The following is a 19,494-nucleotide window of genomic DNA, read 5'->3' as shown; positions in this document are numbered from 1 at the left end:
GTGTTCAGGCGGCGGCCTCGAGAGAGCGCATATCCTCGCGCAACAGGGCGAGTAGAGATGCGACCTCCGGCAGCCGCCGCCTGTCAGGACTGGTCAGCAGGTGATAACGGCTGGCGGTCGGCTGCGGTGCGCCAAAAGGAGCGATCAGCCGGCCGTTTCTCAGCTCTTCCGAAATCAGGGAATGGCGCACGAGGCCGATACCGTGGCCGGATGAAATCGCCTCTATCAGCGCGGTCTGGCGTGAAAAACGCGGGCCGGTCACAGAGAGCCTGAGCGGAATGCGGCAGGCGCGAAGCCAGTTCGCCCATTCGAAGGCCGGGTCCAGGCCATTGCCACGCAACATCGCAAAACCGAGATCCCGCAAGCGCTCCGGTTCGTCTGCAAGCTCGTGGCGAGTAGCGAATTCCGGGGTGCAGACGGCGTTGACGGTATCGGCGAAAAGCGGCTCATGAATGAAGCCGGGAATTTGTGCGTGAGTGGCGACGATGGCGCAATCGGCATCGAAATGGGTGAGGTCGATGGTTTCGCTTTCAAGGGATTCGATGGAAAGCTCCACGTCTCCGAGCGCCGGAACGATGCTGCCCAGCCGCGGCGCCAGCCAGCGGGCGGCAAAGCAACCTTCGGCGAGAACCTTCAGCTGCGGCCGGGCGTTTGAAACCATCAGGTCGGAAAGACTGCCGATCATGGTTTCGAAAGCATCGGCAAGGCCGGGATAAAGCGCGCTGCCGGCATCCGTCAGCAGCAATTCTCCGCGCTGGCGGCTGAAGAGCGGCTGGCCGAGATGGGTTTCGAGAATTCGCACCTGTTGACCGATGGCGGCGGTCGAGACATGCAGCTCCTCCGCCGCCCGCGAGAAGCTCGCATGGCGGGCGGCGACGACAAAGGCGCGCAAGGCGGTCAGCGGTGGCAGCCGGGAAAGTGTCGGCAGGCGAAAAGCCGCCCGGCTCCCGGCGGGAGCGATAAACTCCGTTCTCATTGCTGTTCCTCCTTTGCCGCCTGCATCTTCCGCATGGTCAGAACACCCGGCCTTCACGGAGATGCGTCGTGGTGCCGTTCAGGTAATAGTCCCCGATCACCCGCGCCTTGTGGGCAAGCGGATTGTGATTGTAGACCGTGCGGATATTGCGCCAGTGGCGGTCGAAATTCCGCTCGCTCGATGTCGCCGAGCCACCGCCGAGTTCATAGAGATTGGTAGCGACCGTCAAAGAAAGCTGCGAGGCGATGATCTGGGTGCGGGCGGTGGCGAGCGAACCTTCCAGCAGGGCCGCCTCTATCGCCTCTTCGTCCCCGGTGGCGAAGGCGGCGGCGGTGCGGTCGAGCGTTCTTGCCGCTTCGCGGATCAGGGTCTTCACGGCGAAAGCGCCGGCGCTGATTTCGCCGAGCATCTTTTGCACGAAGGGGTCCTGATTGGCGGTTTCGGCGCTGCTGTGAAGCGTGGTGCGCGCCTGGCGCAGAACATATTCCACGCCGTCCTTCAGCGCGCCCTGAACGGCGCCGGCGGCCGAGGCGGCCAGGTGTAGCTGCCGCATGGCCGAGCTGTGGCGGCCGATCTGGCTGCCGAGCTTGCGCGTCGTCAGCTCATGCGGCAGCACCTCGACATTTTCTAGCAGAACACCGCCGCTTGCCGTCATGCGCTGGCCCATGCTGTCCCAGTCGTCAAGAATGGTGATGCCGGCGCGGTCAAGCGGAATGAGCACGCCGATCGGCTGCTCGTCATCGCCAATGGCGCTGAAGGTGCCGAAATCGGCAAACGCCGTACCTGTCGCATACCATTTGCGGCCATTCAGCCGGTAACGGTCACCATCCGCACTCAGCCGCGTGGTGATTTCGCCGGGGCGCTTGGTGCCCTGTTCGGTGCTGGCGCCCGCAAAGAGCTTGCCGGCAAGCACATGCTCGAGATGCCGCCGGTCCTCCAGCTCGATGGGTGCGAGAGCGAGGTTTTCGGTGAAGTTGAAATGGCTGCGCAGCGCGTGCGGAATATTGCTGTCGGCTTCGCCGAGGATCATCAGCACTTCGATATAGTCGGTAATCGAACCGCCCGGTCCGCCCTTGGCTTCGGGAACGCGCAACGTGCCGATCTTCGCTTCCTTGATGAGGGCGAAGATATCGAAAGGAAGTTCCCGCTGGCGTTCGCGGCGGGCGGCATCCTTGGCCGCGATGGCCGCAATGTCCTTTGCCCGGGCCAGAATCTCGTCACGGCTCGGTACGCCGGAATTGTCGGTGGTGGTTGTCTGCAGTTTCGGATTGGACATTGCGGTTTTCCCTGAGCGGATGTGAGGGCTTGCGGCACGGGCGCGCCGCAGGCATGGTCTTCTGGACGATCAGGCGACCGCGCGCGGCTTGAGCGCCGGGCGGTGTGCGGGTTCGAGATTGCGCGGCACGCGGCCTTCGACGGGATGGCTCGGATCGTTGAAACCGGGTGTCGAGGGATGGCCGGTGGTAACGAGGCTGTCGACCAGCGCTTCATCTTCCGCATCGATCTTCACATCGAGCGCGCGGATATATCCGTCCCAGTGCTCTTCGGTGCGCGGGCCGGTGATGGCGGCGGTGACGAACTTGTTGTTCAGCACCCAGGCAAGCGCGAAATCCGCCGCCGAAACACCCTTCGAAGCGGCATGGGCTGCGACCTTCTGGGCGATTTCGACAGATTCCGGACGCCATTCCGTTTCCAGAACACGCTTGTCGCCACGGCCGACGCGGGTATCGGCGCCCGGCTGTTCGCCCGGCTGGTATTTGCCGGTCAGTACGCCGCGTGCGAGCGGCGAATAGGAGACCACGCCAAGGCCATAATGATTGGCCGCAGGCAACTGCTCGGCCTCGGCCGTGCGGTTGACGATGTTGTAGAGAGGCTGGCTGGCAACGGGCCGGTCGATGCCGAGCTGGTCGGCCAGATGCGAAATTTCGGCGATACGCCAGCCACGGAAGTTCGACACGCCGAAATAACGCAGCTTGCCGGCGCGGATGAGATCGGCGATGGCGCGCACCGGCTCTTCCAGCGGCGCATCGAAGACGGCGCGGTGGAAATAGAGGATGTCGATATAGTCGGTGTTGAGGCGACGCAGCGAATTTTCGACGGTCTCGATCACCCATTTGCGCGAATGGCCGCCGAGGTTCGGACCCTTGGTGTGGGAATTGACGAATTTCGTCGCCAGAACCCAGTGATCGCGACTGGCCTTGATGCCACGGCCGACGACTTCTTCCGACTTGCCGTCGTGATAGACATCGGCCGTGTCGATGAAATTGATGCCCTGCTCGCGCGCCTTGTCGATGATGCGGAAGGCCACGTCATCCGGCGTCGGGCCTCCGAACATCATCGTGCCGAGGCTCAGCGGTGAAACTTTCAGCGCGCTGCGTCCGAGATAGCGATAGTCGACCATTATGGTTGCTCCTTCAGTTTATTGGGCATGGTGGCAGGCCACGGCGTGGTTCTTGCCGAAAAGGGTGTAATCCGGCGCTTTTTCGCGACAGAGATCGGTGGCGAGCGGGCAGCGGGTGTGAAACCGGCAGCCGGATGGCGGATTATGCGGGCTCGGCAGGTCGCCGGAAATCGGTGCTGCCTGCTTGCGGCGGGCGGGATCGGGAACGGCAGCGAGAAGGGCGCGCGTATAGGGGTGTTTCGGGGAAGCCCAGAGTTCCGATGTCGGCGCGCTTTCCACGATCTTGCCGAGATACATGACGAGTACGCGGTCGGAGAAATAACGCACCACGGACAGATCGTGGGAAACGAAGAGATAGGAGAGCGAAAGCCGCTTCTTCATCTCCACCAGAAGATTGAGGATTTGCGCCTGTATCGAAAGATCGAGCGCCGAAACCGGCTCGTCGCAGACCACCAGTTCCGGTTCCAGAACCAGCGCGCGGGCAATGCCGATGCGCTGGCGCTGACCGCCGGAAAATTCATGCGGATAACGGTCGAGCGAATCCGCGGGCAGGCCCACCTGCGCGACGATGGCCTCGACGATCTCCCGCTGGCGCGCCCGGTCGCCGATGCCATGCACTTTCAGCGGCCCGGTCAGGATGGTACGCACCGTCTGGCGCGGGTTGAGCGAGGCGAAGGGGTCCTGAAAGATCATCTGGATGCGACGGCGGATGCCGCGCAGTTCAGATGAAGTCATTGCCGTGACATCGGCACCCTTGAAGGTGATCTTGCCCGAAGACGGCTCGACCAGCCGCATCAGCGATTTGCCGAGCGAGGATTTGCCGCAACCGGATTCACCCACCAGCGCCACGGTCTCGCCCGCCTCGATATCGAGGGAAACGTCATCGACAGCGCGCACGGTGCCGCGTCCGCCCGCATAATGGGTGGAAAGACTATGCACTGACAAGAGCGCCATCGGGTACCTCGTGGGATATGGGAGCAACGAAGGGGCAGGCGGCGTAACGGCCTTGCGAGATTTGCCGCAGCGGCGGTACGAACTGCCCGCAGAAGCCGCGGGCGCTCGGACAGCGTGGCCGGAAGGCGCAGCCGCGTTCCCCCGTGGCGGAAACGATGGAGCCCGGAATCTCGATGAGCGGCCCATCGCGATAATGCTGCCCGTCTTCCGCACGCGGAGAGGCGGCGAGCAGGCCGCGCGTATAGGGATGGTAGGGGTTGGAGAAAACCGGCTCCGGCAATCCCTCTTCCACCTTGCGGCCGGCATACATCACCATCACCCGGTCCGCCCATTGCGCCACGATGCCAAGATCGTGGGTGATGAGGATGACGGCCATGTTGAGATCGCGGCGCAGATTGTCGAGCAGCTGCAGGATTTGCGCCTGTATCGTCACGTCGAGCGCGGTCGTCGCCTCGTCGGCGATCAGCAGTTTCGGATTGCAGGCGACGCCGATGGCGATCATCACGCGCTGGCGCATGCCGCCGGAAAGCTGGTGCGGATAATCGTCCATCCGGCGGCGGGCGTCTGGAATATTGACCAGTTCCAGAAGCTCGATGGCGCGTTTGCGCGCCTGATGCCGGTCGATCTTCTCATGGATGCGCAGCACCTCGATGATCTGTTCGCCGACCGTCAGCACGGGGTTGAGCGAGGTCATCGGCTCCTGAAAGATCATGCCGATATCCCGGCCGCGAATGCCGCGCCATTGCCGCTCGGAAAGCGGCAGCAGGTCACGACCCTCAAGCAACACCCGCCCGCCGGTCTTGGCGTGGGAGGGCAGGAGGCCGATCAGGCCGAGCGCGGTCAGGGATTTGCCGGAGCCGCTTTCGCCGACGATGGCCAGCATTTCGCCGGGGCTGACATCGAAACTGACGCCTTTGACCGGCTGGGCGGAGCCGAAGCTGACGGAGAGATCATGGACTTCGATCAGTTTGCTCATCGGCGTTCCTCCGAAAAACGGGGATTGAGCGCATCGTTGAGGCCGTCGCTGATGAGGTTCAGCGAAATGACGGTGAAGACGATGGCAAGGCCGGGAAGGGCTGTCAGATACCAGGCGGTGCGGATGACATCGCGGCCGGAACCGATCATCGAACCCCAGGACACACGGTTTGGGTCGCCAAGGCCCATGAAGGAGAGTGCCGCCTCCATGAGGATCGCACCCGCCACCATGACGGAGGAGGTGACGATGATCGGCGGCAGGGCATTGGGCAGGATTTCCTGAAAGACGATGCGCGCATGGCCGTAACCGAGGCTGCGGGCGGCGAGCACATAGTCCTTCTCGCGGATGGCGCGGAATTCGGCGCGGGTAAGTCGTGCAACGAGCGGCCAGGTGATGATGCCGATGGCCGATGTGACCGTGGTGACCGACGGCTGGGCGATGGCGACGAGCACCACCAGCAGCACGAAATTCGGCAGGGTCTGGAAGATTTCGATCAGCTTGACGAGGATATCGTCAATGACGCCGCCGAAATAACCGGCGAAGGCGCCGACCGCGATGCCGATCGTCAGGCCGATCAGCGTCGCCACGACACCGACAGTGAGCGAGATGCGCGCGCCGTGCACGATGCCTGCCAGAACATCCCGGCCCATGGAATCTGTGCCGAGCGGATAGGCGGCATTCTGGCCGGGCCACAGGAACGGGCGGGCCACCATTTCCAGGGGATCACCGGGATAGATCAAGGGGGCGATCAGCGCGGTGACGATGACGGTTGCGAGAAACAGCAGCCCGACGATGGCATTGGGATTGGTAAGGAAGATTTTCAGTTCCCGCCGCAGTCCACGCCGGGGCACGGAAACGGAGCGAGCCGAAAGCGCATCCGGCGCATGGATATAGGGCCAGGCTTTTTCTTCCGGTTTCTTCGGTTTGGGATTGTTGTCTTCGGCGCCGAGGTCGGCCGTGTCGAGGACAGCGGTGGTCTGGGAGGAATTCATCGGCTTTCTCCGATGCGAGGGTCAAGCCATGCCTGCAACAGGTCCACGGCTGCATTGACGATGATGACGACGAGGGAGGAGAGAAGCAGAATGCCGAGCAGCACGCTGAAATCCCGCGCCATGACGGCTTCGAAAGCGAGACGGCCAAGGCCCGGCCAGCTGAAGACCGTTTCGACCACGACAGCGCCGCCGAGCAGGCCGCCGATATGCATGCCGGCCATAGTGGTGATTGGGATGAGCGCATTGCGCAGGATATGGCGCGTCGTGAGCCGGAGCGGAGAGACGCCCTTGGCGCGCGCCGTGCGCACATAGTCCTGGGATTTCACTTCCAGCATCGCCGCGCGGGTAAGGCGGGCATAGATCGCCAGAAAATAAAGCGCCAGCGAAAGTGCAGGGAGAACGATATAACGCAGCCGGTCCAGCAGGGCGTCGAAGCCGGTTAGGCTGCTGCCGATGGTGCTGTCGCCGCCCGAGGGAAGCCAGCCGAGCTTCACTGAGAACGTCAGGATAAGCATCAGGCCGATCCAGAAACCCGGCACGGAATAAAAGATCAGCGAGCCGATGGAAATGATCCGGTCCGGCAGCTTGCCGGAAAAAAGCGCCATGATCGAGCCGAGAAACACGCCGACGAAAATCGCAATGCCAAGTGCGGCGCCCATCAGGGCGAGTGTACCGGGCAGACGCTGGCCGATGAGGTCTGCCACCGGCATGCCGTAACGCGGCGAAAAGCCGAGGCTGAATTGCGCAAGATTGCCGAGATAATTCATCAGCTGATGCAGAACCGGCAGATCGAGCCCGAAGCGGTTGCGGATTTCAGCCATGGTTTCGACGGTCGCCGAACCCGCTTCCGCGGCCAGCACATCGGCGGCATCGCCGGGCGCCAGTTGCAGCAGGAAAAAGTTCAGGATGACGATACCGAGGACCGTCGGGACGGCCTGAATGGCCACCCTTTTTGCCTGCGATAAAATCCGTTTCGAATTCGACATCGGCTCCGGTCCGTAAGCGTGGAAATATGAAATCGGCCCCTCAAGGCGTTGGTATTGGTTGACTAATTTTATGGAATTTGTCAAAGAGTAATAGAATTATTTTCTGAAATTTACGGAAATATGCGCCATAAAGAAAAGATAATTCCTGTTTATGAGAATGGTTGGTTCTTCATGCCAAGCTCGCTCTCGTCTGCGGAACAAACTTCTTCCTAAACGCGGCCGTTCAGTTTGCCGGTTTTTCGCCGGTTCAATCAAGGAGAGGGTATCGAATGACTATTTTCAACCAGACGACGCGGCGTGGATTTCTGCTGGCGTCCGTGGCGCTTGGCGTGGTGTCGCTGCCGGGGCTGAAGCTCAACGCGGCAGAGCCGGCAAGCGGTGGCACGGCTACCCTGCTCATCTCATCGGAGCCGCCGGTGCTGACGACCATCGCACACACAGCCTATAATTCCGTCTATATATCGCCCAAGGTCACCGAAGGTCTGCTGACCTATGATTTCGACCTCAATCCCAAACCGCTCTTGGCCAAATCATGGGAAGTGAGCGCGGATGGTCTGCGTTACACCTTCAATCTGAGGCCCGGCGTGAAATGGCATGACGGCAAGCCCTTCACATCCGCCGACGTGGCGTTCTCCGTCAATACCATCAAGGAAGTGCATCCGCGCGGCCGCAATACATTCCTGAACCTCACTGCTGTCGAGACGCCGAACGAGCTGACGGCGGTTCTGGTTCTTTCCAAACCCGCGCCCTATCTGATTACGGCGCTTGCCGCCGCGGAAACGCCCATCGTGCCGAAACATCTTTATGAGGGTACGAAGGTGACCGAAAACCCGGTCAATCTCGCACCCATCGGCACCGGCCCGTTCAAATTCAAGGAGTGGGTGCGCGGCAGCCATATCGTTTTCGAGCGCAATGCCGATTATTGGGATGCGCCGCGCCCCTATCTCGACAAGCTTATCGTTCGCTTCATTCCTGATGCCTCGGCCCGCGCGATTGCCATCGAAACCGGTGAGATCGATCTCGCGCCCAGCACGCCGGTCGCCTATAGCGATCTCGACCGGCTGAAGGAACTGCCGGGCCTCGGCTTCGAAACCAATGGCTATCAATATACCAATTCGATCAGCCGCGTGGAATTCAACCTCGAAAAGGACGTGTTCAAGGATGTCCGCGTCCGCCGCGCCTTCGCGCATGTGATTGACCGCAACGTCATCTTTAACACCGTCAATTTCGGTTATGGCGCGACGATTACCGGGCCGATCAATCCGAAGCTGACGAAATGGTTCGTGGACGATCTGAAGACCTATCCGATCGATCTGAAGGCAGCGGAAGCGCTGCTGGACGAGGCCGGATACAAGCGCGGTGCGGATGGCATCCGTTTCAAGCTCAATCTGGATTATGTGCCGAGCACCGAGGCCTATCCGCGCGGTGCGGATTATATTCGTCAGGCGCTGGCAAAGGTCGGCGTGGACGTGACGGTGCGGACGCAGGATTTCGCCACCTATACCAAACGCATCTACACGGATCGGGATTTCGATTTTGCCTATGAGGGCATGAGCAATCTCTTCGATCCGACTGTCGGCGTGCAGCGGCTCTACTGGTCGAAGAACTTCAAGAAGGGCGTGCCCTTCTCCAACGGCGCTGCCTACAGCAATCCGAAGGTGGATGCGCTGCTGGAGGCCGCCGCCATCGAGATCGATCCGGACAAGCGCGTCGCGCAATGGAAGGAAATCCAGCAGATTCTCGTCGATGATGTGCCGGCAATCGACATCGTCGCGGCACCGGAGATCACCATCTTCAACAAGCGCATTGCCGATCACACCATCGGCGCGGAAGGTGTGGCGGGAAGCCTCGCCTTCGCGCATATCGCCGCATCCTGATCGTCTCGCCAGACCCGGCCCCCTTTGCGGCGGGCCGGGACCTTTCCCTTTCATCGAGGCCAAAGCCATGAGCACGACACTTTCTGAAATCTGGTACACACGCTGCCCGGTGCCCACCCCGGTGGGGCTGGCGGCACAGCTCGGTTATCTAAGCGAGACCTTCGAGGAGGTCGGCATAGCGTTGAAATCCATCATCGATTCGCCTGACCGTTCCGTCCGGCAGAGCCATTTCAACCACACGCTGGAATGGTCCTTCCGCCACGGTGGCAATGTGCCGCCCATCCGCGCCCGTTCCGAAGGGCGCAATACGCGCCTTATCGGGGTGACCTGGACGGATGAGTTTCAGGCCATCATCACCCTGCCAGAGACCGGTATCCGCTCGCTCGCCGATCTCGTCGGCCGCCGTTTCGGCGTGCCGCGCAGACCGGAAGGCATCGTCGATTTCATGCGCGCGACGGCGCTGAAAGGCATCGTTTCGGCGCTTTCGCTGGAAGGGCTGAAGGTCGAGGATGTCGAGCTTAAGGACATCGTCATCAGGGATTCGGTGCTGGCCTCGCAGGAAGGGCCGTCGTTGTTCGGCCTGAAGCGCCGGCAGTCCTTCGGTGAGGAAATTATCGCACTGCTGCGGGGTGAGGTCGATGCGATTTTCGTCAAGGGAACGGCCGGTATTGCCGCCGCGAACCTGATCGGTGCGGTGCAGGTGGCGGAGTTCGGTTTCCACCCCGACCCGAAGATACGCATCAATTCCGGTTCGCCACGGGTGCTGACGGTTGACGGACGGCTTGCCGATGAGCGCCCCGATCTGGTGCAGCGGCTGGTTGGCGCCATTGGCCGGGCCTCGCTATGGGCGGAACAGCACCCGGAGGAGACGCGCCGTTTCATCGCGCGCGAGGCCGGCGCGACGGAGGAACAGGTTCTGGCCGCCAATGGAACTGAGGTTCACCGCCATCTCGGTCTCGGCCTCGATGCCGATCTTGTCGGTGCCGTCGGCCACTACAAGGACTTCCTGCATCAATGGGGCTTCCTTGAAAACGACTTCCATCTGGGCGACTGGATCGACGACCGTTTCGTCACGGCAAATGAAAGGGCGGTGGCATGAGCGTTGCACTTTCCGCCGTTGCGAACGAGCCGGCGCAGCGGCCAGATCCCGCCGCCGTTGCAACCGCGCTGGCCGGGGATTTCAGCCTGACCGCTGCGGACCACGACAAAAGCGGCGAATTCGCCGCCGGTAATTTCGAGGTGCTCTTCAAGTCCGGCCTGCTGGGTCTCGTCACGGCTGAAAAGGATGGCGGCTGGGGCGAGGGCATGGAAACGGCCCATGTCGTCATTACGGCCATTGCCAGGGGCGATCCATCGACCGCCCTCATCCTTGCCATGCATTACAGCGTTCATGCCGCGATCCGGCGCGGCAAGTGGCCGGCAGCACTTGCTGCAAAGGTACTGGCCGCCAATAGCAGGGAACCGGCGCTCCTGAACAATGCTCAGGCGGAGCCGGGTGTCGGTTCGCCGGCCCATGGCGGCCTGCCGGAAACGACAGCGCGGATCGAGGGCGATGTCTGGGTGGTCAATGGCCGCAAGAGCTTCGTCACCGGCCTGCCGGGCCTGAAATGGGCGATCGTGCTTGCAGTGACTACGGAAGAGACGCCGCGCCTCATCCAGCTTCTGGTCCCTCTCGATGCGGCTGGCATCGCCCAGGAAAAAGCATGGGGGGCGACCGGCATGTACGCCACAGCCAGCCATGATCTGGTGCTGGAAGACGTGAAGGTGCCGCTTGCCGATATCGTCGCCGAGCAGCCGGCGGATGAGCCGCTGCGGCGCGATGAAGCGGACGGGTATAATTTCTTCGTGCTGCTGGCTTCCGTCTATCACGGTGTCGCGCTTTCGGCGCGGGACGATCTGTTGCGCCATCTGAATGGCCATGTTCCGGCAAGTCTTGGCGCACCGCTGTCCTCCATCCCCCGCATTCAGGAAGGTCTCGGCCAGATCGAAGTGCTGCTGGCGGCGAACCGACGCCTCCTTCTCTCCGTCGCGCGCGATGTCGATGCGGGGGAGAGGGTGGGAACCGATGCACTGGCCGTTCGCCATGTGGTCATCGACAATGCGGTGGCGGTGACGGATCTGGCGCTGGAGCTTGGCGGCAATCGCGGCCTGCGCCGGGACTACGACCTTGAGCGCCATCACCGCGATGCCATAACGGCAAGGGCGCATGCGCCGCAGAGCCATATGATCCGAACGATTCTCGGCCGTCAGCGCATCAAGGCGGCGGGCGGTTGACCGATGAAGCAAAAGGGCGGCCTTGTCCGAGGCGGGCCGCCCATCTTCAAGCCACGCCCATCAATCCCGCAGCAGCGGCAGCAAGCTGTCGCCCTGCCGTTCGATTTCCTTGAGATAGGGCGTGTCGGAAAGCACAAAATGGCTGATGCCCAGCGCGCGGTATTTGCGCAGTGACGCGGCGACATCTTCCGCCGAACCGACAAGCCATGTGGTTCCGGCCCCGCCGCCGCCGAATTTGCCCGGCGCGGTATAGAGATTGTCGTCCAGTACGTCGCTCTGACGGTGCAAATCCAGCAGGCGGCGCTGGCCGACCGCCACGGCCTGAAGATGGTCGTTCCAGCGTACGCCATTGTTTGCGGCCATCTCGGCAACTTTCGCTTCCGCATCGCGCCATGCCTCGGCCGTGGTTTCTCGCACCAGCGTGGTGATCCGCAGGCCGAATTGCAGCGGCGGCAGATCGCGGCCGAGCTTTTCGCTGAAGTTTCTCAGCCGCTCGATCCTTTCACGCACGCCGGCGAGCGGTTCTCCCCAGAAAAGCTGCACGTCGGCCTCGGTTGCGGCAACCTGCTCGGCTGCTTCGGAAGCGCCGCCGAAATAGAGTTTGGGATGCGGCCGGCCTTCGCGCACGGCGATGCGCGGCGAAACGGTGGAGTTCGTCACCCGGAAATGATCGCCATTAAAAGTGACGTTCTCCTCGGTCCAGAGCCGCCGCACCAGCCGCATGAATTCTTTCGTGCGGGCATAACGCTGCGCCTGATCGCCTTCTTCATCGCCATAGGCGGCAAGCTCATCCCTGCCGGAAACGATGTTGATCCGAACTCGACCGCCGGAAAGCTGGTCGAGCGTGGCGGCGGCGGATGCGAGGTTGGCAGGCTTCCAGTAGCCGGGACGAATAGCGATCAGCGGCTCGAATGTGGTGGTGCGGGCCGCAAGCGCCGCCGCCACCGTAAATGTATCCGGACGTCCCCAGCCGGTGCCGATCAGCGCGCCTTTCCAGCCATGGGTTTCAAGCGCCCTGGCATGGCTCGTCAATGTATCGAGACTGTTGTGGTCTTCGCTGACGGCGTCGCCCCGGTGGCCGGGTTTGACGTCGTTGGGAATGTACCAGAGAAATTCGCTTGTGCTGCTCACATTATCCGCCTGAATTTTTGTTTTATGGTGCGGTGGGTGGCCCTGCTGACGTTTGGCCTTCACCACTTGGGCCTACGGGAGGCGCAAACCTCCGCAGGTGCGAGAATGGCAAAGCGGCGGCGGCCCGGCGAAGCAGCGACGTTTCTTTTGTCATGCGGCGGAGGAAAAGCTTTCCGTCTGGAAAGACTATATTGCACATATTTTCTATATAAAAAATTTGAGGAAATGATTCCCTCTGGTCGACATTATCTGCATCGCTGAGAACGCATTTTCTGCATGATCGAAATTGTCTGGATCGATTTTTCGCGAGGCTTCGAAAGGTGAGCAAGGCAATAGTCGACGGAAATCGCGAAATTCACCATGCTTGCGACATACCGCCCACAACCCATGGAGCAGGCATGTGTACCACCTTGATTGTCCCTGGCCTGAATGGTTCGGATGAAGGACATTGGCAGCGGCACTGGTTGCTGGATGATCCCGACTCGCGGCTGGTCGATCAGGACAATTGGCAATGCCCGGTTCTCGAGGACTGGCTTGATCGTCTCGAGGCCGCGCTGGCGACAGTCGAAAGCGCTTATATCGTCGCCCACAGCCTCGGTTGCCTGCTGGTGGCGAATATGGCGTCTCGCCCCTCGGCCGCCAAAATCAAGGGCGTGCTTCTGGTCGCACCCGCTCATCTCGACCGCGTGGAGGCGATGCATCCCTGTATCGTCCGGTTCGGTGCGTTTCCGCAGCAACCGCTTGCTTTCCCCAGCCTCGTCGTGGGCAGCATGAACGATCCCTATATGGATTGCGAAGAGCTCGCGCGCAGTGCGAGCCTGTGGGGGAGCGATCTCATCAATCTCGGCGCCGTCGGACATATCAATATTGCCAGCGGCTACGGACGATGGCCTGAGGGTTATGCTCTTCTCGAACGGTTGAAGGCAGATGGCGCACCTGCAAAGGCGGTGGCCGGATCACGGCTGCGCAGATTGGCTGCCCTGGGCGACGCGCATTTTTAGAGAAAGGCTAGGGCTTTCCAGCCTTCCTTGCCGCATGGGATGAGTGCGGGTTGGTTGATTGCTTCTTTTGGTTTTGGCATCGTTTGCAACCATTGAGCGTTTTATTGATGATTTTTACCGATATAATTTTGAATTTCGCCTGAAGATTGTTTTTGAGTGGCCGCATTTATTTTCCATAAAAAATATAGAAAAACATTTCTTCGCTCCGGTCGGTTTTGCCGTCACCTTTCATAGGTCATCAAATCAGGGAAAGGGGTAAGGAAATGTCCAGGATCAAGCTTGTAACGTCGGCTCTTGGCGGATTGTTGTTGTCGACGGTATCGTTGACCACGGCTGGGGCTTCGGAAGCGCTGGTAACGGCCGGCTGGCTGAAGGAAAATCTCGATAATCCGAAAGTTCGGGTCTTTGAAGTCAGCGTCGATACGGGTGTCTATGAGCGCGGGCATATTCCCGGTGCGGTGAACCTCAACTGGCATACGGATCTCGTCGACAAGGAAAAACGCGACATTGCCGCGCGCGACAATTTCCAGTCTCTGCTGCAGAAGGCCGGCGTGGGTGACGATACGACGATCGTTCTATATGGCGATAACAACAACTGGTTTGCCGCCTGGGGGGCATGGATTTTCGAAACCTACGGTCTGGGCGACCGGGTGAAATTGCTGGATGGCGGCCGCAAGCTCTGGGAAGCGCAGGGACTGCCTTTCGACACATCCGCACCGGCAACGGCTGAAACGAAACTGAAGCTTGCCGAGCCCGACACCTCGGTCCGGGCGCGCTTTGTGGACGTCGTTGCGGTGGCCGAGGGCAAGCACAACATCAAGCTGGTGGATATCCGCTCGGCGGATGAATATTCCGGCAAGATTTTCGCGCCGGATGGCGTCAAGGAGCTGTCCGTCCGGGCCGGCCACATTCCCGGCGCCGTCAATGTTCCGTGGGGCACAATCGTCAACAAGGATGGAACCTTCAAATCGGCCGAAGAGATCAAGGCGATCTATGCCGAGAAGGGCGTCGACGGCTCGGCTCCCATCATCACCTATTGCCGCATCGGCGAGCGTTCCAGCCACACCTGGTTCGCGCTGAAAAATATCCTCGGTTACGATGTCCGCAACTATGACGGTTCCTGGACCGAGTACGGAAATGCGGTCGGTGTGCCGATCAGCAATCCGACGGGAACGGTCTGGACGGGCAAATAAGCCTTAGCTGTCTTCATCCGTGAGCCGGTGCGTCGGGTGGCGCGCCGGCATCCATTCTTCCGACATTGCCGGTATTCCATGCGCTCGACCCTTTCCCGCCTCGTGGCGCTTGCCATCTTATGTGCCGTGACGGTTGCTGCTTATCGATTGGAGCTGCTTGAGAATGGCAGGCCGCTTGCATTTTCTCTTCTGGCCGGGGCCGCTTTCGGCATCGTGATGCAGCGCGGACGGTTCTGCTTTCTCTGCAATTTTCGCGATTTTATCGACGGCAGGCGTTCGGACGGTGCTGTGGCTATTCTTGTCGCCCTGCTGGCGGGGGTGGTTTTTTACCAGATCGTCACCGCAGCGTGGATGCCGGTGCCGCAACCCGGCCGGCTGCCGCCCGATGCGCATATCGGCCCCGTCGGCTGGATTCTGGCGGTGGCGGCGACCGTCTTCGGTTTCGGTGCAGCGCTCTCCGGCTCCTGCCTGTCAGGGCATTTTTATCGGCTGGGCGAGGGGGCTTTCGGTTCCGTGCTTGCCATAGTGGGAGCGGGGGTCGGTTTCCTGCTGGCGTTTCTGAGCTGGAATTTTCTTTATACGGTCAGCATTTTCGACGATTGGCCCATCTGGTTGCCGCATCATCTGGGATACGGCCCGGCGCTGCTGATCGCCTGCACTGTGTTGATCGTTCTGATCCTTCTCGTTCTATTTTTCGATAAAGCCGCCCCCGCTTCTGCGACCGCGGCCCCGGAAAACCGGCTGCAACAGGCATTCCGAAGCGTTTTCATCGACCGCTGGCCGCCCGTCATCACAGGGGTTCTCGTCGCGGCCATCAGCGCCTTTTCCTATTTCCGTGTCGCACCGCTCGGGGTGACGGCCGAACTCGGCAGCATCGTCAGAACGGCAGGGGCTGCGGCGGGCTGGGTGCCGGAAACGCTTGCGGGGCTCGACACGGTGCGGGGATGCATCAGTGCCGTTAAAACGACGATCCTGTCGCCGAACGGCCTCTTCGTTTCGGGACTGATATTTGCAAGTCTCGCGTCTGCGCTTTCATCAGGAAAATTTCAGCCCGCATGGCCTTCCGCCGGTGGCTTGGCGACACGGTTTGCCGGTGGTGTGCTGATGGGCTGGGGCGGCATGACCGCGCTTGGCTGCACCGTTGGCGTGCTGCTGTCGGGCATCCATGCGGGCGCGCTTTCCGGCTGGGTATTTCTTGTTTTTTGCGGTTTGGGCGCATTTGCCGGCCTTCTTCTCAAGCGCCGGTTTGCCTTGCCATGAGGCCGCACACCTGAAAATTACCGCCGTCGCCAGATGAGGCGGCGATGGCCCCATTATCGGTGGTCGGAAACGGATTTTTTCCCGCCGCCGCAACCTTAGTCCACATTTGCCGGCGATCCTCCAATTATAGAATAGTAATTTTATGGAAAATATTGACGATTTCGGACGGTCGCCTGAGGATAAGGGGAGTTGAGCAAAGGAGGCGCACATGCCGCAGGGACTTCATGCGTTTACTTTCGATCTGTTCGGTTTGACCCGGCGTCAGCCGCGGGAAGAGGAACAGGTCAGCCTTCATCCTCTGGATCATTCCGGACGCATCAGGCAGGAGAAAAGCGATCTCGAACTCGAACGGGAAGAGATTTGCGAAATGAACTTTGCGATGCTCGGCCTCTATCCGGTCTTCTGACGACCATCATCGAGGGCTCCTTTTCCCTTCGCAGCGCGGTTTATCCGGGAGAGAAACTCTCCTCGCCGGATGGAAATTGGAACAAAATTTCTTAAACGCGCCGGGGAATTGGCTACCCTTTTATCATCAAGCGCATTGCCCGAGGGCAGATTGCAAAGGACCTGCCGATGAGCACATCCGATAAACCACTCGATTTTCTGTGGTTCATACCCACCTCAGGCGATGGCAGCTATCTCGGCTCGGATGATCTTTCGCGTCCTGCCGATCCCGGCTATTTCCGGGAAATAGCCCAGGCCGCCGATCGGCTCGGTTATTCAGGCGTGCTCATCCCCACCGGTGTCGCCTGCGAAGAATCCTTCATCCTTGCGGCCAATCTCGCCGCCTATACCGAAAAGCTGAAATTTCTCGTCGCCATCCGTCCGGGCGTCGCTTCGCCTGCCTATTATGCGCGGCTTGCTTCGACGCTCGATCGCGTTTCCCATGGCCGGCTGCTTCTCAACATCGTGGTTGGCGGCAGCGCGCAGGAATTGGCCGGTGACGGCATTTTCCTGCCGCATGACGAGCGTTACGATCACGCCGATGAGTTCTTCCAGGTGTTCAATTCGCTGATCGAAACCGGCAAGGGGAGCCTAGACGGCAAATATATCAAGGCGGTGGACGCGAAACTCGGGCTGCCGCCGGTGCAGGAACCGCGCCCGCCGCTTTATTTCGGCGGCTCTTCCGATGCCGGCATCGAGTTTTCCGCCGGTATCACCGACAAATATCTCACCTGGGGCGAACCGCCGGCGCAGGTGGCGGAAAAAATCGCCAAGGTGCGCGCCGCCGCCGCCAAAAAGGGGCGCAAGGTTACCTTCGGCATCCGTCTGCATTTCATCGTGCGTGAGACCGACGAGGAAGCATGGGCCGATGCCGAGCGGCTGATCTCGAAGCTCTCCGACGAAACCATCGCATCTGCTCAGGAGGTCTTCTCCAGGGCTTCGGATTCCGTCGGGCAGGCGAGAATGCAGGCGCTGCACAATGGCCGGCGCGACCGGCTGGAAGTCTCTCCGAATTTGTGGGCGGGCATCGGTCTCGTTCGTTCGGGTGCGGGCACGGCGCTGGTCGGTTCGCCGAAGACGGTGGCGGCGCGGCTCAGGGAATATCAGGCGCTGGGCATCGATACCGTCATCGCCTCGGGTTATCCGCATCTGGAGGAAGCCTATCGACTATCCGAACTGCTGTTTCCGGAAATCGGGCTCGGCGGGCCCCGCAACCAGATACGATCTTCTTTCGGCGCGAAACAGGTTTTCGGCGGCGGCGGTCATGGCGGCAACGTCAAGCTGGTGTCCGGATCCTGATCCTTCGACGGGAGGCGACCTCTGCCTCCCACCTTTTCGGCAGATATCCTTGCGGCGGGGCGAAATTGGACGGCGACACATAAAACATTATTTCTATAGAATATTATCATTATGGAAAACGATGTCTATTTCGCCCCCCGCCGCCGCTGCTAGCTATTGAACAATTCAGCTGTTTTCAGGAGCAACCCGATGACATTGCAATATGCGGCCAAGGATCAACAATTCATCAACCTCCGCGACCCGGTCGCCGGCAAGGCGGCGGATGCCGACAGCCTCAAGGCGGCGCTGAGAACACTGGGCGGTGGCGTCAGCGTGATTACGGCGGGTGAAGGCGACGAACGAACAGGCGCGACCGTGACCTCGGCCACCGCTTTGTCGGTCGATCCGCCGCGCATTCTGGTGGCGCTCAACCGCTCCTCGTCCACATGGCCGGTGGTGCAGCGTTTCGGTCATCTCGCCGTCAATATCGTCGGGGCGAACCACCAGTTCGTCGCCAATCAGTTTGCCGGCATCGGCGGCCTGAAGGGCCCGGACCGGTATCGCGGTGCGGAATGGACCCGGCTGTCGAGCGGAGCGCCCATTCTCGAAGACGCTGTTGCCGCGATCGATTGCACCATTGAAGAGACGATCGAACGGCACAGCCATGTCATCGTCATCGGTAAGGTGGAGGCGATCCGTATCGGCTCCGGCCATTCGCTGCTCTATCAAAACGGGCGTTATCATTCTCTGGACTGAGCGTCGGCCGTTCGGCGCTTTCACTTTGTCATTCTTGGAGGGAGTTGAGCATGGGATCCGTCACGCCTCTCGGCGAAAGACTTCGTTTCGTTCCTCCACGCCTCGGCGCGGATGTCGATGTGCTGACCGTTGCCCGGACGATCGCCGAAAACTGCGCCGTTGAAAGTCCCGGGCAAATCCATGCGCGGATCGCCCGTTCCGGTCTTCTTGCTCTTTCCGTTCCAACGGAACTGGGCGGGGCGGACATCACCAATGATGTTCTCTCGCAGGCGCTCGCCATCATTTCCGCAGCCGATGCGGCGGCGGCGCATGATCTCGTCGAACATTTCACCGCGCTTGAATTCATCAGGAATGCGGGCAGCGAGGACCAGCGCAAGGCGCTCTTCGCCCGTCTCGATCTTGGCGAGACCTTCGCACTGGCAATATCTGCCGCGGATCTGGATCAGGCGGTTACGGTGACGGAAGACGACTACGCCCTGCGGCTTCCCGATGACGTTGCGGGGTCGGTGAGGGGCGACGCGGACTGGATTGTCGTGCCGGCCGTCAACACGGCCGGGCAGCCTTTGCTTGTCGTTCTGCGCAACCGCCCCAATACGTCATGGGAAGGTCTGTTACGCGCCGATCAGGTGGTGTTCCTGGCTCAGGGAGCCGGAAATCTGGCCGTTTCCGTTTCCACCCTTTTGAAAGCCGCCGTGGCACTGGGGCAAAAGCAGCGTGAACTTTCGGCGTTGCTGATCGACAGGCTGGCCGGCGATGGCGCGGCGCGGCCCGTCATAGGCGAAATATTTCTCGCCATCGAACTCCTGAAGGCGCAGATATCCAGCCTTGCGGCCAATATCGATGCGGCGCAGGTGGGAGCGGAAAACGTCACCTTTCGTTCGGTTCGCAACAATGCCATCACGCTTGAAATCCTGATGGCGCGCCTCGGCCTTGTCGAAGGCGTCAGTGAAGCCGGGCTGATCGCGTCGCTGGACGACGATCTGCGCAGGCAATAG

At 60.9% G+C, this 19,494-nt stretch carries 18 protein-coding genes; 10 read left to right on the top strand and 8 right to left on the bottom strand.

Annotation, left to right across the window (positions count from 1 at the left end; translation table 11 throughout):
• Positions 1 to 4: 4 nt before the first annotated feature.
• The 7 genes from ACQZ60_RS19095 to ACQZ60_RS19065 form a co-directional block, all read right to left on the bottom strand.
• The gene (locus ACQZ60_RS19095; RefSeq protein ID WP_448735889.1) at positions 5 to 976 is read right to left on the bottom strand and encodes a LysR substrate-binding domain-containing protein; all 972 of its coding nucleotides are present in this window, start codon (positions 974 to 976) and stop codon (positions 5 to 7) included.
• Between the two features lie 37 nt (positions 977 to 1,013).
• A complete protein-coding gene (locus ACQZ60_RS19090; protein ID WP_448735888.1) occupies positions 1,014 to 2,252 on the bottom strand; it encodes an acyl-CoA dehydrogenase family protein in 1,239 nt (412 codons plus the stop codon).
• A gap of 69 nt (positions 2,253 to 2,321) precedes the next feature.
• Positions 2,322 to 3,377 carry an aldo/keto reductase gene (locus tag ACQZ60_RS19085; protein WP_003524705.1) on the bottom strand — a complete coding sequence of 352 codons (1,056 nt, stop codon included), beginning with the start codon at positions 3,375 to 3,377 and terminating at the stop codon, positions 2,322 to 2,324.
• A gap of 18 nt (positions 3,378 to 3,395) precedes the next feature.
• The gene (locus ACQZ60_RS19080) at positions 3,396 to 4,331 is read right to left on the bottom strand and encodes an ABC transporter ATP-binding protein (RefSeq protein WP_035262254.1); all 936 of its coding nucleotides are present in this window, start codon (positions 4,329 to 4,331) and stop codon (positions 3,396 to 3,398) included.
• The gene (locus ACQZ60_RS19075; RefSeq protein WP_020808894.1) at positions 4,309 to 5,307 is read right to left on the bottom strand and encodes an ABC transporter ATP-binding protein; all 999 of its coding nucleotides are present in this window, start codon (positions 5,305 to 5,307) and stop codon (positions 4,309 to 4,311) included. The genes ACQZ60_RS19080 and ACQZ60_RS19075 overlap by 23 nt, the downstream gene beginning before the upstream one ends.
• Complete coding sequence (locus tag ACQZ60_RS19070; RefSeq protein ID WP_020808893.1) at positions 5,304 to 6,299, bottom strand: ABC transporter permease; 996 nt, start codon at positions 6,297 to 6,299, stop codon at positions 5,304 to 5,306. The genes ACQZ60_RS19075 and ACQZ60_RS19070 overlap by 4 nt, the downstream gene beginning before the upstream one ends.
• Positions 6,296 to 7,285 (bottom strand): ABC transporter permease, encoded by a 990-nt coding sequence (locus ACQZ60_RS19065; protein ID WP_020808892.1) that lies wholly within the window; start codon positions 7,283 to 7,285, stop codon positions 6,296 to 6,298. The genes ACQZ60_RS19070 and ACQZ60_RS19065 overlap by 4 nt, the downstream gene beginning before the upstream one ends.
• A gap of 269 nt (positions 7,286 to 7,554) precedes the next feature.
• Here ACQZ60_RS19065 and ACQZ60_RS19060 point away from each other — a divergent pair, with 269 nt between their 5' ends.
• From ACQZ60_RS19060 to ACQZ60_RS19050, 3 genes are all read left to right on the top strand, one after another.
• Complete coding sequence (locus ACQZ60_RS19060; RefSeq protein WP_448735887.1) at positions 7,555 to 9,162, top strand: ABC transporter substrate-binding protein; 1,608 nt, start codon at positions 7,555 to 7,557, stop codon at positions 9,160 to 9,162.
• A 67-nt stretch (positions 9,163 to 9,229) separates the two neighbouring features.
• Positions 9,230 to 10,261 carry an ABC transporter substrate-binding protein gene (locus ACQZ60_RS19055; protein WP_448735886.1) on the top strand — a complete coding sequence of 344 codons (1,032 nt, stop codon included), beginning with the start codon at positions 9,230 to 9,232 and terminating at the stop codon, positions 10,259 to 10,261.
• The gene (locus tag ACQZ60_RS19050; protein WP_448735885.1) at positions 10,258 to 11,436 is read left to right on the top strand and encodes an acyl-CoA dehydrogenase family protein; all 1,179 of its coding nucleotides are present in this window, start codon (positions 10,258 to 10,260) and stop codon (positions 11,434 to 11,436) included. Before ACQZ60_RS19055 ends, ACQZ60_RS19050 begins: the two co-directional genes overlap by 4 nt.
• Positions 11,437 to 11,496: 60 nt before the next feature.
• Here ACQZ60_RS19050 and ACQZ60_RS19045 read toward each other — a convergent pair whose 3' ends face one another.
• Positions 11,497 to 12,567, bottom strand: coding sequence for an LLM class flavin-dependent oxidoreductase (locus tag ACQZ60_RS19045; RefSeq protein ID WP_020808888.1), 1,071 nt, complete (start codon positions 12,565 to 12,567; stop codon positions 11,497 to 11,499).
• 398 nt (positions 12,568 to 12,965) lie between these two features.
• Here ACQZ60_RS19045 and ACQZ60_RS19040 point away from each other — a divergent pair, with 398 nt between their 5' ends.
• The 7 genes from ACQZ60_RS19040 to ACQZ60_RS19010 all read left to right on the top strand — a co-directional run bounded on the left by ACQZ60_RS19040 (position 12,966) and on the right by ACQZ60_RS19010 (position 19,494).
• Positions 12,966 to 13,568, top strand: coding sequence for an alpha/beta hydrolase (locus ACQZ60_RS19040; RefSeq protein ID WP_448735884.1), 603 nt, complete (start codon positions 12,966 to 12,968; stop codon positions 13,566 to 13,568).
• Between the two features lie 263 nt (positions 13,569 to 13,831).
• Entirely contained in the window at positions 13,832 to 14,761 is a 930-nt protein-coding gene (locus ACQZ60_RS19035) for a sulfurtransferase (protein WP_448735883.1), read from the top strand.
• Positions 14,762 to 14,839: 78 nt separating this feature from the next.
• Entirely contained in the window at positions 14,840 to 16,021 is a 1,182-nt protein-coding gene (locus ACQZ60_RS19030; protein WP_448735882.1) for a YeeE/YedE family protein, read from the top strand.
• Between the two features lie 208 nt (positions 16,022 to 16,229).
• Positions 16,230 to 16,427, top strand: coding sequence for a hypothetical protein (locus tag ACQZ60_RS19025; RefSeq protein ID WP_003524684.1), 198 nt, complete (start codon positions 16,230 to 16,232; stop codon positions 16,425 to 16,427).
• Between the two features lie 167 nt (positions 16,428 to 16,594).
• Complete coding sequence (gene ssuD, locus ACQZ60_RS19020; protein WP_020808882.1) at positions 16,595 to 17,764, top strand: FMNH2-dependent alkanesulfonate monooxygenase; 1,170 nt, start codon at positions 16,595 to 16,597, stop codon at positions 17,762 to 17,764.
• Positions 17,765 to 17,953: 189 nt separating this feature from the next.
• Complete coding sequence (locus tag ACQZ60_RS19015) at positions 17,954 to 18,499, top strand: flavin reductase family protein (RefSeq protein ID WP_003524682.1); 546 nt, start codon at positions 17,954 to 17,956, stop codon at positions 18,497 to 18,499.
• A gap of 50 nt (positions 18,500 to 18,549) precedes the next feature.
• Positions 18,550 to 19,494: an acyl-CoA dehydrogenase family protein gene (locus tag ACQZ60_RS19010; protein ID WP_020808881.1), complete on the top strand. Its 945-nt coding sequence runs from the start codon at positions 18,550 to 18,552 to the stop codon at positions 19,492 to 19,494.

The organism is Agrobacterium sp. 22-223-1, assembly GCF_053522385.1.
The sequence above is the reverse complement of the archived record's forward strand: the minus strand, read 5'-3'. Positions and strand labels throughout refer to the sequence as shown.

Coding starts and splice junctions, on each gene's coding strand:
- ACQZ60_RS19030 (WP_448735882.1), top strand. CDS start 14,840: ATGCGCTCGACCCTTTCCCGCCTCGTGGCGCTTGCCATCTTATGTGCC.
- ACQZ60_RS19040 (WP_448735884.1), top strand. CDS start 12,966: ATGTGTACCACCTTGATTGTCCCTGGCCTGAATGGTTCGGATGAAGGA.
- ACQZ60_RS19090 (WP_448735888.1), bottom strand. CDS start 2,252: ATGTCCAATCCGAAACTGCAGACAACCACCACCGACAATTCCGGCGTA.
- ACQZ60_RS19050 (WP_448735885.1), top strand. CDS start 10,258: ATGAGCGTTGCACTTTCCGCCGTTGCGAACGAGCCGGCGCAGCGGCCA.
- ACQZ60_RS19085 (WP_003524705.1), bottom strand. CDS start 3,377: ATGGTCGACTATCGCTATCTCGGACGCAGCGCGCTGAAAGTTTCACCG.
- ACQZ60_RS19015 (WP_003524682.1), top strand. CDS start 17,954: ATGACATTGCAATATGCGGCCAAGGATCAACAATTCATCAACCTCCGC.
- ACQZ60_RS19065 (WP_020808892.1), bottom strand. CDS start 7,285: ATGTCGAATTCGAAACGGATTTTATCGCAGGCAAAAAGGGTGGCCATT.
- ACQZ60_RS19060 (WP_448735887.1), top strand. CDS start 7,555: ATGACTATTTTCAACCAGACGACGCGGCGTGGATTTCTGCTGGCGTCC.
- ACQZ60_RS19095 (WP_448735889.1), bottom strand. CDS start 976: ATGAGAACGGAGTTTATCGCTCCCGCCGGGAGCCGGGCGGCTTTTCGC.
- ACQZ60_RS19025 (WP_003524684.1), top strand. CDS start 16,230: ATGCCGCAGGGACTTCATGCGTTTACTTTCGATCTGTTCGGTTTGACC.
- ACQZ60_RS19035 (WP_448735883.1), top strand. CDS start 13,832: ATGTCCAGGATCAAGCTTGTAACGTCGGCTCTTGGCGGATTGTTGTTG.
- ACQZ60_RS19080 (WP_035262254.1), bottom strand. CDS start 4,331: ATGGCGCTCTTGTCAGTGCATAGTCTTTCCACCCATTATGCGGGCGGA.
- ssuD (WP_020808882.1), top strand. CDS start 16,595: ATGAGCACATCCGATAAACCACTCGATTTTCTGTGGTTCATACCCACC.
- ACQZ60_RS19075 (WP_020808894.1), bottom strand. CDS start 5,307: ATGAGCAAACTGATCGAAGTCCATGATCTCTCCGTCAGCTTCGGCTCC.
- ACQZ60_RS19070 (WP_020808893.1), bottom strand. CDS start 6,299: ATGAATTCCTCCCAGACCACCGCTGTCCTCGACACGGCCGACCTCGGC.
- ACQZ60_RS19010 (WP_020808881.1), top strand. CDS start 18,550: ATGGGATCCGTCACGCCTCTCGGCGAAAGACTTCGTTTCGTTCCTCCA.
- ACQZ60_RS19055 (WP_448735886.1), top strand. CDS start 9,230: ATGAGCACGACACTTTCTGAAATCTGGTACACACGCTGCCCGGTGCCC.